The 15,260-nt window shown below is 46.8% G+C and carries 17 protein-coding genes and 1 tRNA gene; 12 read left to right on the top strand and 6 right to left on the bottom strand.

The annotated features are described in order from the left end of the window. Positions 1-24: 24 nt before the first annotated feature. Both ACTHS4_RS01585 and hscA read right to left on the bottom strand, forming a co-directional pair. Positions 25-387 carry a TIGR02328 family protein gene (locus tag ACTHS4_RS01585; protein WP_440365421.1) on the bottom strand — a complete coding sequence of 121 codons (363 nt, stop codon included), beginning with the start codon at positions 385-387 and terminating at the stop codon, positions 25-27. A 79-nt stretch (positions 388-466) separates the two neighbouring features. Next, the gene (gene hscA / locus ACTHS4_RS01580) at positions 467-2,326 is read right to left on the bottom strand and encodes a Fe-S protein assembly chaperone HscA (RefSeq protein WP_440365420.1); all 1,860 of its coding nucleotides are present in this window, start codon (positions 2,324-2,326) and stop codon (positions 467-469) included. 245 nt (positions 2,327-2,571) lie between these two features. Here hscA and rpsF point away from each other — a divergent pair, with 245 nt between their 5' ends. From rpsF to mltB, 5 genes are all read left to right on the top strand, one after another. After that, positions 2,572-2,943: a 30S ribosomal protein S6 gene (gene rpsF, locus ACTHS4_RS01575; RefSeq protein ID WP_003686150.1), complete on the top strand. Its 372-nt coding sequence runs from the start codon at positions 2,572-2,574 to the stop codon at positions 2,941-2,943. Then, positions 2,940-3,242, top strand: a complete 303-nt coding sequence (priB, locus tag ACTHS4_RS01570) for a primosomal replication protein N (protein WP_180947864.1) — start codon at positions 2,940-2,942, stop codon at positions 3,240-3,242. The genes rpsF and priB overlap by 4 nt, the downstream gene beginning before the upstream one ends. Positions 3,243-3,248: 6 nt before the next feature. Further along, positions 3,249-3,479 (top strand): 30S ribosomal protein S18, encoded by a 231-nt coding sequence (rpsR, locus tag ACTHS4_RS01565; RefSeq protein WP_003678863.1) that lies wholly within the window; start codon positions 3,249-3,251, stop codon positions 3,477-3,479. A 16-nt stretch (positions 3,480-3,495) separates the two neighbouring features. Further along, the gene (rplI, locus tag ACTHS4_RS01560) at positions 3,496-3,948 is read left to right on the top strand and encodes a 50S ribosomal protein L9 (RefSeq protein ID WP_036490126.1); all 453 of its coding nucleotides are present in this window, start codon (positions 3,496-3,498) and stop codon (positions 3,946-3,948) included. A 202-nt stretch (positions 3,949-4,150) separates the two neighbouring features. Beyond that, positions 4,151-5,230, top strand: a complete 1,080-nt coding sequence (gene mltB / locus ACTHS4_RS01555; RefSeq protein WP_070825675.1) for a lytic murein transglycosylase B — start codon at positions 4,151-4,153, stop codon at positions 5,228-5,230. 57 nt (positions 5,231-5,287) lie between these two features. On the opposite strand, the gene ACTHS4_RS01550 is transcribed toward mltB, so the two are convergent. Next, positions 5,288-6,001, bottom strand: coding sequence for an aldose epimerase family protein (locus ACTHS4_RS01550; protein ID WP_070825676.1), 714 nt, complete (start codon positions 5,999-6,001; stop codon positions 5,288-5,290). A 198-nt stretch (positions 6,002-6,199) separates the two neighbouring features. Here ACTHS4_RS01550 and dnaX point away from each other — a divergent pair, with 198 nt between their 5' ends. The 3 genes from dnaX to ACTHS4_RS01535 all read left to right on the top strand — a co-directional run bounded on the left by dnaX (position 6,200) and on the right by ACTHS4_RS01535 (position 9,383). Further along, entirely contained in the window at positions 6,200-8,203 is a 2,004-nt protein-coding gene (dnaX, locus tag ACTHS4_RS01545) for a DNA polymerase III subunit gamma/tau (protein ID WP_070825677.1), read from the top strand. A 90-nt stretch (positions 8,204-8,293) separates the two neighbouring features. After that, positions 8,294-8,629: a YbaB/EbfC family nucleoid-associated protein gene (locus ACTHS4_RS01540; protein WP_003678854.1), complete on the top strand. Its 336-nt coding sequence runs from the start codon at positions 8,294-8,296 to the stop codon at positions 8,627-8,629. A gap of 187 nt (positions 8,630-8,816) precedes the next feature. Further along, positions 8,817-9,383, top strand: coding sequence for a hypothetical protein (locus tag ACTHS4_RS01535; RefSeq protein WP_070825678.1), 567 nt, complete (start codon positions 8,817-8,819; stop codon positions 9,381-9,383). 260 nt (positions 9,384-9,643) lie between these two features. Here the strand turns inward: ACTHS4_RS01535 and ACTHS4_RS01530 are convergent. Continuing rightward, positions 9,644-9,719: transfer RNA gene (locus tag ACTHS4_RS01530), tRNA-Asn, on the bottom strand. Positions 9,720-9,858: 139 nt separating this feature from the next. Next, the gene (locus ACTHS4_RS01525) at positions 9,859-10,350 is read right to left on the bottom strand and encodes a hypothetical protein (RefSeq protein WP_003678851.1); all 492 of its coding nucleotides are present in this window, start codon (positions 10,348-10,350) and stop codon (positions 9,859-9,861) included. 180 nt (positions 10,351-10,530) lie between these two features. Here ACTHS4_RS01525 and dapF point away from each other — a divergent pair, with 180 nt between their 5' ends. The 4 genes from dapF to ACTHS4_RS01505 all read left to right on the top strand — a co-directional run bounded on the left by dapF (position 10,531) and on the right by ACTHS4_RS01505 (position 13,673). Next, positions 10,531-11,382: a diaminopimelate epimerase gene (gene dapF / locus ACTHS4_RS01520; protein ID WP_070825679.1), complete on the top strand. Its 852-nt coding sequence runs from the start codon at positions 10,531-10,533 to the stop codon at positions 11,380-11,382. Then, positions 11,379-11,981 carry a hypothetical protein gene (locus ACTHS4_RS01515; RefSeq protein ID WP_070825680.1) on the top strand — a complete coding sequence of 201 codons (603 nt, stop codon included), beginning with the start codon at positions 11,379-11,381 and terminating at the stop codon, positions 11,979-11,981. The genes dapF and ACTHS4_RS01515 overlap by 4 nt, the downstream gene beginning before the upstream one ends. Before the next feature lie 105 nt (positions 11,982-12,086). Continuing rightward, complete coding sequence (gene cysK, locus ACTHS4_RS01510; RefSeq protein ID WP_141761444.1) at positions 12,087-13,019, top strand: cysteine synthase A; 933 nt, start codon at positions 12,087-12,089, stop codon at positions 13,017-13,019. A gap of 153 nt (positions 13,020-13,172) precedes the next feature. Continuing rightward, positions 13,173-13,673, top strand: a complete 501-nt coding sequence (locus tag ACTHS4_RS01505; protein WP_371444493.1) for a membrane lipoprotein lipid attachment site-containing protein — start codon at positions 13,173-13,175, stop codon at positions 13,671-13,673. Between the two features lie 822 nt (positions 13,674-14,495). Here ACTHS4_RS01505 and ACTHS4_RS01500 read toward each other — a convergent pair. Then, on the bottom strand, positions 14,496-14,879 hold the full coding sequence (locus tag ACTHS4_RS01500) for a YkvA family protein (protein ID WP_049329785.1): 384 nt from the start codon (positions 14,877-14,879) through the stop codon (positions 14,496-14,498). Positions 14,880-15,260: the final 381 nt, after the last annotated feature.

The following is a 15,260-nucleotide window of genomic DNA, read 5'->3' as shown; positions in this document are numbered from 1 at the left end:
ATTCAGGCCGTCTGAAAAATGGGTTTATAACATGATGCCTTTACTTTTTAAATTTTCCAGGCATTCGTCCAAGTAGGCATCATCATGTTCGGTATAAATCGGCGAAGTAGCTGTTTCAGCCGCGTGTGAATGGTATGGGGCAGCGACTTTGCCGCGATATAGCGGGTCTTTCCATAAAGCATCCGGTTTGTAACCGCGCTTTTCCATCTCATCCATAATCAACGCGTGATATAGATAGAGTTTGTAGGGCGAATGGGTAAAAACGTAATTAACCGTCGCATGCGGCCTGCCCCAGCCTGCTCCGCGTAAAGCGGCGCATTCGCGGTGTTGCCCCAAAAGCTGGGCGCGGGGGAGCAGGGGGATAAGGGTTTGGTGCCAGAGTCTCATAAAAGAAATCGTTTCAGTTTTTGGATATTTAGATAGACGACCTTTGTATCTTTCGAGGCCGTCTGAAACTGTTTAGGCATCAAATATTATCAACGCTTTGACCCGTCAGCGCGCGTTGGATGTTGCGGTTCATGCGCTTGGCGGCGAAGTTGTCGGTGCTGTGGCTGAGTTTGGCGACGGCGGCACGGATGTCTTCGGCTTTACCGTCTTTCAGACGGCCTTGCAAAGCGGCGATGTCTTGTTGAATCTGTTGCAATTCTTCAGCTTCCAATAAATCGCTATCCAATTCAAGAGCAGCGTTGACGGCGTCGGTCAGGCTTTCGGCTTCGACGACGGCTTCGGCTCGGGCGCGGGCTGCCATGTCTTCGGCGGCGTTGCTCATGCTGTCTTTGAGCATTTGGGTGATGGTGCTGTCGTCCAAGCCGTAGGAAGGTTTGACTTCGATTTGCGCCTGTACGCCGGTGCTTTGTTCTTGTGCGGAAACGGACAGCAAACCGTCGGCATCAACTTGGAAGGTCACGCGGATGCGCGCCGCGCCTGCGGCCATCGGCGGAATGCCGCGCAGGGTAAATTTGGCAAGGCTGCGGCAGTCAGAAACGAGTTCGCGCTCGCCTTGTACGACGTGTATCGTCATAGCGGTTTGACCGTCTTTGAAGGTGGTGAAGTCCTGCGCGCGCGCGGTAGGAATGGTGGAGTTGCGAGGAATGATTTTCTCGGCAAGGCCGCCGTAGGTTTCCAAACCGAGCGACAAGGGTGTAACGTCCAGCAGCAGCCATTCGCCGTCGGTTTTGTTGCCGGCAAGGACGTTTGCCTGTATGGCGGCACCGAGTGCGACCACTTCGTCAGGATTGAGGTTATTCAGCGGGGTTTGGCCAAAGAAGGTGGCAACTGCTTGTTGAACGTGCAACATGCGGGTAGAGCCGCCAACCATAATCACGCCTTTGACATCTGCCTTGGTTACGCCTGCGTCTTTCAAAGCCTGTTTGACGGGTTCGATGGTTTTTTGTACCAGATTTTGGGTCAGATTGTGAAACTCTTGGCGGGTAATGACGGTATGAACTTTATGGCCGTCTGAAAGTGTGGTCTCGATGACGGCTTCGGTTTGAGTAGTTAGTTTTTCTTTGGCAGTGCGGACAAGGGAAAGTAGAAGTTGACTGTCTTGTTCGTTGAGTTTGGAAAGGTCGTTTTGTTCGAGCAGGTAACAGAACAAGCGATGGTCGAAGTCATCGCCGCCCAATGCGCTGTTGCCGCCGGTGGCTTTAACTTCAAACAGGCCTTTAGTCAGTTGCAATACGGATACGTCGAACGTGCCGCCGCCCAAATCGTAAACGACAAACGTGCCTTCTGAGGCGTTATCCAGTCCGTAGGCGATTGCGGCGGCAGTCGGCTCGTTGAGGAGGCGCAAGACATTTAAGCCTGCTAAGCGTGCGGCATCTTTGGTGGCTTGACGTTGGGCGTCGTCAAAATAAGCAGGTACGGTAATGACGGCGCCAACCAAATCGCCGCCTAATGTTTCTTCGGCACGCGATTTGAGGGCTTTGAGGATTTCTGCCGATACTTCGATAGGCGTTTTCGCACCTTGACGGGTGTTTAATTCAACCACGCGCTCATTGGGTGTAAATTGATAGGGCAGGTATTGCGCGTCTTGTGTAAGGTCGGTAAGGGTGCGTCCGATCAAGCGTTTGGCAGAGCTGATGGTATTTAGCGGATCGGTTTTTTGGGCTGAAAGGGCGTTTTTGCCGACTTCGACTTCGCCATCCAAATAACGGACAACCGAAGGCAGGGTGGTACGGCCGTCTGAATCAGGAAGGCAGACTGCACTGCCGCTGCGTACGGTGGCCACCAAGCTGTTGGTTGTACCTAAATCAATGCCTACGGCGAGGCGGTGTTGATGAGGGGCGGCGGACATGCCGGGTTCGGAAATCTGCAAAAGAGCCATGATTGTGTGCCTTCTGATGCTGTATTTATTAGGATGGGGCAGATTTTAGCAGATTTTTGGCAGATAGTTGAGTGGTTTGCTAGGAAATAACCATAAGGCCTAATGTTGTTTTTTAATTGAAAAGAAAGTGGATTTTGAATCCGGACTTGTATTTTTTAAGAAATGCGGATAAAATTCAGTCTCTTTGCCTTGCCTTTTGCTTCGCATGGTGAAAGGCTGTTTTTAATCATCCATAAGGAGATAACATGCGTCATTACGAGATCGTGTTTATCGTTCATCCTGATCAAAGCGAGCAAGTGCCTGCTATGGTTGAGCGTTACAAAACCATGATTACTGAAGCCAGCGGTAAAATCCACCGTTTGGAAGACTGGGGCCGTCGTCAATTGGCTTACCCAATCAACAAAATCCACAAAGCACACTATGTTTTGATGAATATCGAAACTACTCCTGAAGTGGTTGAAGAGCTGGAAACTGCTTTCCGCTTCAATGATGCCGTACTGCGTCACCTGACCATCAAAACAAAACACGCTGTAACTGAAGCTTCCCCAATGCTGGGTGGCGAAAAAGCAAAAAACTTGCTGAACGGTGCGGCTGAAGAAGTTGCAGCAGCCGAATAAGATTGAATAATCTGATTAAGCTTACCGCCCGTATCTTGCAGGTTCAGCCTTTGAGATATACGCCGGCAGGAATTCCTGTTTTAGATATTGTGTTGCAACATGAATCTTGGCAGGAAGAAAACGGACAGAAATGTCTGGTCAAATTTGAAATTCCCGCGCGGATTTTAGGTAAGCAGGCTGAGGAATGGCAGTATCGGCAAGATGCCGTCATCGAGTCGGAAGGTTTTTTGGCGCAACGCAGCCAACGCTTCCCCAAGCCGGTACTACGCATACAGAACATTAAAGAATATAAAGGTTAAACGACAATGGCTCGTCAATCATTCAAACGTAGAAAATTCTGCCGCTTTACGGCTGAAAAAATCCAAGAAGTTGATTACAAACAAGTTGATTTGTTGAAAGACTTCATCTCTGAAAACGGCAAAATCATCCCTGCCCGCATTACTGGTACTAAAGCACACTACCAACGTCAGTTGGCTACTGCTGTGAAACGTGCCCGTTTCCTGGCTCTGTTGCCTTACACCGATCAACACAAATAATTTTGGAGTTTAAATCATGCAAATTATTCTGTTAGAAAAAATCGGCGGTCTGGGTAACTTAGGTGACATCGTTACCGTTAAAAACGGTTACGCACGCAACTTCCTGATCCCTGCCGGTAAAGCAAAACGTGCAACCGAAGCCAACATGAAAGAATTCGAAGCACGCCGCGCTGAATTGGAAGCCAAACAAGCTGAAATCTTGGCTGATGCTAAAGCCCGTCAAGAAAAACTGGAAGGCCAAACCATTACTGTTGCTCAAAAAGCCGGTGTTGATGGTCGTCTGTTCGGTTCTGTTACCAATGCTGACATCGCTGAAGCGATTGTTGCGACCGGTATCCAAGCTGCTAAAGCAAACGTACGTCTGCCTAACGGTCCTTTGAAAGCTGTTGGCGAATACGAAGTTGAAGTGGCTCTGCACACTGACGCTGTTGCTAAAATTACCGTTGCTGTTGTTGCAGCCGCTGAGTAATTGATTTATTCAAGGCCGTCTGAAAATCAAGGGTTTCCTTGAATTTCAGACGGCCTTGTTTATCTGCTTGAGCCGAAGTAAGTAAATATCGATTTGTCTATATTTTTTAAGTCTGTTTGGAAATATAGCGGAAGAGATGATGTATTGGCCGAATATTCATTCGTGTTCGGGTTTGTCGTATTATTTAGTAAAGAGATTATTTATGAATAAAATCAAAATCTTTGGGATAGGTCTGACTGCTTTGGCTTTAGCTTCATGCGGCACTCCGCAAAAGCCTGCTGTTGATACGGCAAAACCTGTCGAGCCTGTTTCCTCTGCAAAACGACCTGTATTTGATGCTGCGGCTGAATCTGTTGCCAGCAGCGGTTTTAATGAGAACGTCAATGTTCAGCAGTTTATCCAATATGAAGTGAAAAACCGTCGTTTCAGTGCGGAAGAATTGCGTAACTTCTTTAATGGTGTGGTGTATAAAGGCAATATTATTACCATTATGTACCGCCCAAGCACTTCGCGTCCTTGGTATGAATTCCGTACCGGTAACTCCGGTGCAGCCAAATTTAACGGCGGCAGACAATTCTATGCGGCAAACCGTGCTGTAATCGATGATGTGGCACGCAAATACGGTGTTCCTGCCGAATTGATTGTGGCGATTCTCGGTATTGAAACCAATTATGGCAAAAATACGGGTAGCTTCCGCGTTGCCGATGCTTTGAGTACATTGGCCTTTGATTATCCACGCCGTGCCGAATTTTTCCAAAACGAATTGAGCGAACTTTTGCTGATGGCAAAAGAAGAAAAAGAAAATATCTTTGACTTCAAAGGCAGCTATGCCGGCGCGATGGGTATGCCGCAATTTATGCCTTCCAGCTACCGTAAATGGGCGGTGGACTATGATGGTGATGGTCATCGCGATATTTGGAATAATGTCGGCGATGTGGCGGCTTCTGTCGCCAATTATATGAAACAGCATGGCTGGCAGACCGGCGGTAAGATGGTGGTGCCGGTCAGTCTGACGATTACGCCGCACTTGCAGGCGATTATCGATGAGAAAACTGCCTTGACGCGCACTGTCGCAGATTTCAAAGCTTTGGGTGTCGTGCCTCAAGCTGCTGTTGCGGATAATGAAAAGGCTGTATTGTATGCTTTGGAGACCAGCCCGGGCGTATTTGAATACTATTTGGGCCTGAATAACTTCTACACAGTATGGCAATACAACCACAGCCGCATGTATGTAACAGCGGTACGCGATATTGCGAATGCAATCAATAACAATGGACTGTAAGCCATAAGAAAACCACCCGTTTGGGTGGTTTTTAAATATTGAGGATTTGTAAGGGGGTTAAGCCATTAGTCTGATTTTCATGACGTAACGTTTTTTGCTGTGCCCTGAAACAAATTGTCCGCCTCGGGCAGGGGATAAAAACGCATTGCCTTCTGCGGTTGGCTCTGCACAAGTATATTGGCCGTTTCGATCGCTCCAGAGTGCGTACACAGGCAGATTGTGGGTGCGGATATCTAGTTTCAAGCCGTCAAATGCAACGTGTGCATCCTGGTCGGAGGAAACAAATTCGGTATGGGAGATATAGTCGGCATCGTATGGTGCGCCGTTGAAATCAAATTGTGTGCCGGCAGCGGTAAAGTAGGGGTGGAATCCTGGGGACGTGCGGACGGGCGATTCGCCGTAATTGCAGACGGTCAGGATGGCAATGGCTTCATTTTCGTTAGGTAGGCTGTAATCGAGCAACCATTCGACGTGTTCATAGCCTTTTTCTGTGCTGATTAATTTCAAGCCGATATCCGATTCATTTTGATGACGGATTTCCCAGTCTGAAGTTCTGCCGAAACCATGTTGGGCCAGATGATTTTTGCTGTCCGGTCCGAATTGGGGTAAGCAAACGTGCATGCCGCCGCGTAATTTTGTATCATCGCCCACGTGGACGCTGGTTTTCGGAAATAAGACTTCCCGTCCTTTTAGAATCAGGGAGTCAATATATCCGCCTATTGTATTGACTTGCATAGTGGCTGATTTGTTGTGTAGTATGATTTCAGTCATAATGATTTGAGTTTCAAATTGTTTATCATTTATGTAGTATTATAACATTGCGATGACATGCTGTCGCTGTCGGCTTGATAGAAAATCCTTAATAAAAATCAAAAAAATGCTAGAATATATGCCATTTTCTGAGGCCGTCTGAAAAGCGGATAATTCTTTTCAGACGGCCTTCCGATTTATTTCCCGTAGAGAAACAACATGGCTTATCAAGTTCTTGCACGAAAATGGCGCCCGAAAACCTTTGCCGATTTGGTCGGTCAGGAACACGTCGTCAAAGCTCTGCGCAACGCGCTGGACGAAGGCCGTCTGCACCATGCCTATCTGCTGACAGGGACGCGCGGTGTGGGTAAAACCACGATTGCCAGGATTTTGGCCAAGAGTTTGAACTGCGAAAATGCCGTGCATGGCGAACCATGCGGTCAGTGTGAAAGCTGTACGCAAATCGACAGCGGCCGTTATGTGGATTTATTGGAAATCGACGCGGCATCGAATACCGGTATCGATAATATCCGCGAAGTGTTGGAAAACGCCCAATACGCGCCGACAGCGGGTAAATACAAAGTCTATATCATCGACGAAGTGCATATGCTTTCCAAAAGCGCGTTCAATGCCATGCTGAAGACTTTGGAAGAACCGCCTGAACACGTTAAATTTATTTTGGCGACCACCGATCCGCATAAAGTCCCCATTACCGTATTGAGCCGCTGTTTGCAGTTTGTTTTGCGCAACATGACAACCCAGCAGGTTGCGGAGCATTTGGCGCATGTCTTGGATCGTGAAAACGTTCCTTATCAGCCACAGGCTTTGCAACTTTTAGGCCGTGCCGCCGCCGGCTCGATGCGCGATGCGTTGAGTCTTTTGGATCAGGCGATTGCCATGGGTTCGGGTAAAGTGGCCGAGCAAGATGTCCGCCAGATGATCGGAGCGGTCGATAAACAATACTTGTTTGAATTGCTTGAAGGAATCATCAATCAAAACGGTGAGGCCTTGCTGGAAAAAGCTCAGGAAATGTCCGCCAGAGCGATTGGTTTTGACAGCGCATTGGCAGAATTGGCCATGATGTTGCAACGTTTGGCTTTGATTCAAACCATTCCTTCCGCCTTGGCAAATGACGATCCTGAACGTGAAACTTTGCAGCGATTAAGTCAGGCTTTGAGTGGTGAGCAGATTCAGCTTTATTATCAATGTGCTATTCATGGCAAACAGGATTTGCCGCTGGCTCCGGACGAGTATGCCGGTTTTGTCATGACGCTTTTGCGCATGCTTGCATTTGCGCCGTTGGCCGCTTCGGGTTGCGATACGCAAAGTCAGATTGAACACACGGATTTGCATTCCGACCATCAGAAAGCTGAGGCCGAAAAAAAGCCTTTTCAGCTGCCGAAATCTGAGCCGATAGCAGCACTGGCGGTTGAGAAAGAGGCTGTTTCTGCCAAGCAGGATACCGTTGAAAGGCCGTCTGAAGAAACGGTTCAGCCTGTTCAGCAACAACAGGCGGATGTGCCACCTTGGGAAGATATGCCGAGCCAAGTATCGGCTGAGCTGCCTCAAACACAAACGGCGCAGATGCAAGAAACTGCGGAGTCATTGCCTGTTGCAAAAGTTCAGATGGCCTCTGAGCCGGAAGAATATCCGCACATGGATGAGGAAATTCCGCCTCCGTTTTTTGATGAAGCATATACATATGAAGATTCACATCATGCTAATGTGATGGAAGTACCACAGCCGGTTGCATCTGCTGAGTCTGAAGAAGAGGAGGGGGATGATGAAGAGCTTCAGTTCGCTCCTTTGCCTGAGTTTAAAACAGAGAATTGGCACAGCATTATCGAACGCTTTGCCCGTAAATTAGGCGCAGCGCAGATGTTGGCGCAAAATGCGGCATGGACGAGTTATGATGCGGAAGCAGGTTTAATCATGCTGTCGTTGACGGATGAAGCCAAAGCCACTGCCAATAAAGAGCGCTTGGACAAAATCTGCCAGACGTTGAGCGAGGCCTACCATCTTGGCAATTTAAGGCTGCAAACTGAGCCTTGGCAGGATGATAAAGGCTGGGAAACGCCGGTGATGCGCCGCAAACGTATTCAAGAAGAAGGACGGCAGCAGGCGCAAGATTTGCTGGAAGCGGATACAACGGCGCAGAAAATCTTGCAAACCTTTGAAGCACAATGGCTACCAGATTCTTTAGAGTTGGCAGGACATTCTTAAAATACTGACATACAAGGCTGTCTGAAAAGCAATAGCGTTTTTCAGACGGCATGAGTGAAACCCATTTATTCAAACCCATAGGAGTAAAACATGTTCGGAAAAGCCGGATTAGGCGGCCTGATGAAACAGGCTCAACAAATGCAGGAAAACATGAAAAAGGCACAAGCCAAGCTGGCTGAAACCGAAGTTGAAGGCGAAGCAGGCAATGGTTTGGTAAAAGTTGTGATGACGTGTTCGCACGTTGTCCGCAAACTTGAAATCAGCCCTGATTTGATTCAAGAAGCCGCTGACGACAAAGAAATGTTGGAAGATTTGGTATTGGCCGCTATCAATGCCGCTTCTGAAAAAGCCGAAGAAACCACCAACAAAACCATGGGTGCGTTTACCCAAGGCCTGCCGGCAGGTATGGGCGACTTCTTCCGCTAAACCCACGCAGCAAAGCAAACAAAGGTCGTCTGAAACACTAAAAATCAGTTTCAGACGGCCTTCGCATTATCTGTTTTGCAGATTGAAATCAACATATCGGCAGTTATTCCGCCGCAGGCATATTGAGTGTTTATTGCATTCAAATCCGCTCAACTAATATTAAAAACCAACCGATACACCAAACAAAATGAAACCGTCCCTTCCCATCTGCTCACTTCTTTTAAGTTGTATGTTCGCCGCAGCAAGCGCAAACAGCTTTGCCGCAGAAACCATCCTTACTTCTCCGGACAAGCAGTTCAGCATTAAAAAAGTCTGCAACCACAAAACCCAAGAATGCTCTTTCTTTGCAGGCAAAAAAGCCATCGAAAAAAATCTTCCCGCAGACAGAACAAGTTATAAATGGCTTGGCAATACCTTCGCATTAAGAACCAGCTTCGGGTCGTATGATTCCTACACCACCTTCGCCGACCGTACCCACAAGCCCCATACGCTTTCCTCCGTCATCGCCACCGACAGCAAAATGCAATGCGCCGTAACCGCAGATAATAAAGGCGTGTCTTTCTACTCGCTGTTCTGCGACAAACCCGTCAAATTCATTGCTGCAAACGACAAAAAATTTGGCTTCCCCCAAGATGTTGCCACGCTGGAATCCGTCGTCGAGGCAGAGTTCAAAGGCAAGAAAGTCTACATGACGTATATAAACAAAGCCGAACGCAATGTCTCGGTCGTTTTAGACAATCCGTGTGTGAAATGATGTGCCAAATTGATGGACAAGGCTGTCTGAAAAGATGCCGTTTATTCAAAAAACGAAACAGCCCGAAACCTGATTGAAAAAGGTTTCGGGTTGTTTGCACCTGTTCGCCAGACGAAGTGAGTAGGGCGCAATGCGTGCCAGTTTGGCGGATAGAGACCTTGGCAAAGGTCTTATGAGGATTCAGGACTTTCTTTGGAAAAGAACAATGGCTCCTTATTAAGGTAAAAAAAGCCTGAACAGAAGTTCAGGCTTTTTAAATTTGGCTCCCCGACCTGGGCTCGAACCAGGGACCTGCGGATTAACAGTCCGTCGCTCTACCGACTGAGCTATCGGGGAATGGGGCGTATTATAATGGCTGGAAAAAATGTGTCAATCCATATTTTCAAGAAAATAGTGCAAAATATTTCAAATGTTTGAATGTTAAAAATATTTTGTAATCAAGTTTCACATGCTTCCCAGCCGTTTCAGACGGCCTTTAGTATTTGGCGTTAACCAATTTACCGTTTTGGAACACTTGCTGCTGCATTACCGTGCCGTTGTAAGCGTAAGTAGTTAACGAGCCGTTGCTTGGCGTGGCGCGGAACTGCATCAGTTGGTTGCGGCTGAGGACGTAGGGATCCGTGCGTTTTTGGCTGTTGTCGCTGTAAAAGTCTTGGACGACATATTCGTTGTTGCGTTTGCTGATCAGTTGGCGATGGAAGCCGCCTTTGACTGCGCTGTTGCTGGGTGTGCCGTGTGCATCAAAATAGGTCACGATTTGTTCTTCTGAGATACGGATGCCGTCTGAATCCGTGCCTTTGGTGGTTTTGGTTTTGTCCAAGCCGACAGGGATGTTGATGGATGTACCCAAGCCGACATGGCGGCCGATGCTGGTGCCAACGCCTAAGCCGACGGAAACGCCGGGCGTGCCGACTGTACATGCGCTGAGTGAAGCGGCCAAAAGGGCAGGTAAGAGAACTTTTTTCATAATGTGTATCCTTGTAATAAGAAATGTTTGTAATGTGGGAAGTATAGTATTTTTGCGGGGTGGCTGGTGTTAGTATTGGTAAAAGGGCGCAAGGCCGTCTGAAAAACAAGATAGAAACGAATATATCATTCTGGTGTAGAATGTGCCGAAATAATGATTTAATAAGAATGTGAATGAATAATGAAAACTTTGAAATTTACGAAGATGCACGGCTTGGGCAATGATTTTATGGTGGTCAATGCCATCGAACAGGACTTTGATCCATTGGCTGCGCCGCTTGCCCAATGGGCAGACCGCTATCGCGGCGTGGGTTTTGATCAGTTTTTGGTAGTGGAGAAGCCTTCTTCTGATGCGGTCGATTTTCGGTACCGCATTTTCAATGCCGATGGTCGGGAAGTAGAGCAGTGCGGCAATGGTGCACGTTGTTTTGCGCGTTTTGTCGCGGATAAGGGTTTGACGGATAAAACGGAAATTTTGGTCGAAACGGCCAAAGGGATTATTGTGCCGAAGCTGTTGGATAACGGTTTGGTTACCGTCAATATGGGTAAACCGCGTTTCATGCCGTCTGAAATTCCGTTTGTGCCTGCGCATGGTGAAAATGAAGATGCGCTGACACATATTGTCTTGGTCGGTTTGGAATCTGTACCGGTAAGCTGCGTGAATATGGGTAATCCGCATGCGGTGATTTTGGTTGATGATGTTGAAACTGCACCGGTGGAGCATTGGGGCAGCACTATTGAATCGCACGAGCAGTTCCCTGAACGGGTCAATGTCGGCTTTTTGCAGGTCGAAGATGAATTGTCAGTTCGCCTGCGCGTGTTTGAACGTGGGGTGGGGGAAACTCAAGCTTGCGGCACTGGAGCGTGTGCGGCCGTGGTGGCAGGCGTGCGCAATGGCTTGCTGAAAGCGGGTGCGCCTGTGCGTGTTACTCTGCCTGGGGGCGAACTGTTTATCAGTTGGGAAGAAGGCGGCGATGTGCAAATGACCGGCCCTGCTGAAACCGTTTTTGAAGGCGAGTTGCAGTATTCATGATGGTTTCTTTGGATTTTTGGTTTGCCGTCGCGTATGCTGCGGTATCATTGGCATTTATTTTTCGCGTACAGCGGTTTCAATGGCTTTGGGCTGCGGTGTTGTTGTGGCTGGGGGTTTCGGCATTGGGTGCACGCTTGTTGCCCGGAATGTGGGGCTTTACGCATACAGGCCCTTTGTTCATCCCTCATTTTTATCTGACAATCGCCAGTATTTTCTTCTTTATTGATGATTGCAGTAAAACGGAAGACAAAAAGTTTTGGTCGGCAGGCAAATATGCCGGTTTGACCTTGTTTGCGGTTTCCAATGTCGTCATGACTTTGGCTTTTGTTTTCTTGGCAGGCGTGGTTTATTTCATCTTGCCGCTGGCAGGCTCGGTTTTTGCATGGGCGGCCTTGCTGAAAATTTATGCCTTAAAACCGATTTATTGGTTTGTTTTGCAGGGCGTGTTGATGCTGGTGTTTTATCTGCACCGCGTGGTCGTGTGCAGGCAGTCAGCGGCTTTGTTTAGTGCTACTCAGCTGCAAATGGGTTGGCTGGTTGCGGTTGTCATGCAGGCTGTGGTTGCCATGGCTTTGATTTTTGAACGGGGCGGATATTAATTTATCCAAACTAAAAGTTATAATGAAAGAAATTTTCGATATTGGTTTTTCAGACGGCCTGAGTTTAATATGCAGGCTATATCACATCTAAATCTGGAGCAGGAAATGAAAATTGCAAATAATATTACCGAGCTGATCGGCAACACCCCTTTGGTGAAATTGAACCGTTTGACCGAGGGTTTGAAAGCGCAAATCGCCGTTAAACTTGAATTTTTCAATCCGGGCAGCAGCGTGAAAGACCGTATTGCCGAAGCCATGATTGAAGCGGCGGAGCAAGCCGGTAAAATCAATAAAGATACCGTTATCGTTGAGGCGACCAGCGGCAATACCGGTATCGGTTTGGCAATGGTGTGTGCGGCCCGCGGTTATAAATTGGCGATTACTATGCCTGAAAGCATGAGTAAAGAACGTAAAATGCTGCTGCGTGCATTCGGTGCAGAGCTGATTTTGACACCGGCTGCCGAAGGTATGGCAGGCGCTATCGCTAAAGCCCAGTCTTTGGTGGACGAACATCCAGATACTTACTTTATGCCGCGCCAATTTGATAACGAGGCTAATCCTGAAGTTCACCGCAAAACCACTGCCGAAGAAATTTGGCGCGATACAGACGGCCAAGTTGATATTTTCGTGGCCGGCGTGGGTACAGGCGGTACGATTACCGGCGTGGGCGAAGTATTGAAAAAACACAAACCCGAAGTTCAAATCGTGGCTGTTGAGCCTGAAGCTTCCCCGGTATTGAGTGGGGGTGAAAAAGGCCCGCATCCGATTCAAGGTTTGGGCGCAGGCTTTATCCCCAGTGTTTTGAATACGGCTATTTACGACAGCATTATCAAAGTACCTAACGAAGCAGCGTTTGAAACTGCGCGCGCTATGGCTGAGAAAGAGGGTATTTTGGTAGGTATTTCTTCAGGTGCCGCAGTATGGAGCGCATTGCAACTGGCTAAAAAACCTGAAAACGAAGGCAAGCTGATTGTTGTCTTGTTGCCATCGTATGGCGAACGCTATCTTTCTACGCCTCTGTTTGCAGATTTGGCATAATATAGGATTGTTGTTAAAAGGCCGTTTTCAGACGGCCTTTTTGCGTATGAGCTTGAGATATCGTATGAAATCTGTTGTAATTCAGTTAATGAGCTTTGAATACCGTTATTCAAAAGCTGGTTTCTTCAACGAATCATGCTTATAATGCGCATTATGAAAAAATACATTCTTCCTATCCTTGCTGTGGCGGCACTTGCCGGTTGTGAATCGATTTATGTTCCAACATTGAAAGAAGTGCCAGTTCGACCAACCAACGTCAAGAAACCTAAGGCTGATTCACAAGTTTCAGCTACCGGTTATCATTTGGCTCCTTCGCATTGGGCAGATGTTTCCAAGATTCATGATGAAGCACGTCGCTTGAGTACCCAAGTGAGCCAAGGTAGTTTGACCAAAGTTCAGGCTGCCCAATATTTGAACCGCTTCCGTATCCAACAAGTGGGACGCAACTCTGTTGATGACAGTATGTACGAAGTTTATCTGCGTTCTGCCGTTGACAGCCAACGTGGTGAAATTACTACTGAGCAATCCAAACAGTACATCCAAGGTGCTTTGCGTGGTTGGCAGCAACGTTGGAAAAACATGGATACCAAGCCAAGCAATCCTGCGTTTACCAACTTCCTGATGGAAGTTATGGGTATGCAACCTTTGAAATAAAAAAGTCATAAGCTGAGAAGGCCGTCTGAATATTCAGACAGCCTTCTTTTTATATGTATGTGTGTCGTTGAATTCTATTTAGTATTATGTTTTTCAAATTTCAAAACAAACAACAGCGTTTTTTCTATTTATTGACTACGGCTGTTTTTATTTCGGTCGTTATGGTTATATGGTCTTATGCGTGGTCGAAATATTTTGATTTAGGAGCGAATGAGTCAAGAGAGGCTGTAGAGATTGCAGGATTGAGTCTGTTATTGCAGTTTTTTTTATGCCTACCCTATTTTTGTTTCAAGAGATATATTTTTACTTCTCTTGCGATTACATCGATTATTAATGGAGTATATCTGTATTTGTATTGGATGTCTTCTACGCCTCCCTGTTGCGGAGATATGGGGCAGGGTTTGATTACTATGCTGTATATGTTTATTTCAGGTGTATATTTCGTTGTTTCATGTGGGATTATTATTGACTATTTGCATTCTAAGAAGGTTCAAAAAAATAAGAAGTCATCATAAGTTGATATATGATGGAGAAAAGGCCGTCTGAAACCTAGATTTTAGGTTTCAGACGGCCTTTTATTTTGCTGTATTGTAAACGTTGTTTGCCGATGCGACACAAGTCTGTCTGTTCTAATGGTGCACGATATCGCCAGTAATAAACCTATAAGGTTTTTCGAAGTGAAATTCTTACACTGCGAGAGCTAAGGTCAGGGATTTACCCTGGCTGTTGTTAAGGTAGGCAGAAAGTGCAGAGTGGTTTTTCATAGGCGATTTAGGTGTATTTGAAGAAAAAGTGTGTCCGACTTGTGGTTGGTGCGTGTAATTAAGAACCAAACAGCTTGTCAGCCGCTTGACGGGCTTTTTCTTGAATATCTTCGGTCAGATAGTTTTTCATCTGAGAATAAACCAGCGCAATGACGGCAATGTCATCGCTGAAGCCAAATGGAATCAGAAGGTCGGGAATGCTGTCGATAGGGCTGAGGAAATAAACCAGTGCGCCGACAATAATCATTTTAGCCCGTTTGGGCGTGTGTTCGGATTCCCAAAGGTAATAAAGTGCATAAAGCTGTCGGACGACAGGTTTGCCCAGGCGGCCGGCAAAGCGTCCGAGTTTTTTCATAAAACCGGATGTGTCCAAGTTTCGACGGCGGAAGGAGGGGATGTAGTCTTCCGGATCGGGTGTGTTTTGATGAGGGGAGTGTGTCATGATGCAGCTTCCTTATCAGGTATGGAAACATTGTTGGTGTTGCACTGTATTTTAGTCCATCTAGGGATGGATGAAATGTCTTTGAATGTATAACTATGTAAGAGTAGTGGTGATAATGCAATGGCAATAATTTAAAAATGGCTTATTCCTTTGTAAAGATTAGGTGTCAAGAGTGAGAATTTATCTCACAATAGATACAATTCTCAAACAATAATGATGTTATCGTAAGTGCTTTGATGGGGAGATGGCTTAATTGCAGGAAAGTAACAGAAAAGGCTAGCCACGCAAAAAAAAATCTAAGAATGATTGTTTGATTTTATTAGTCTTTTGGTAAAAATCATTAGAGCATTCATAAATTGCACTGTTCAAAATGAGATAAAA

Origin of the sequence: Neisseria sp. P0014.S009 (assembly GCF_051958155.1) — a bacterium.
Classification (GTDB): Bacteria; Pseudomonadota; Gammaproteobacteria; order Burkholderiales; family Neisseriaceae; genus Neisseria; species Neisseria flavescens_C.
Note: the sequence above shows the minus strand (reverse complement) of the source record. Positions and strands in the feature narration are given on the sequence as shown.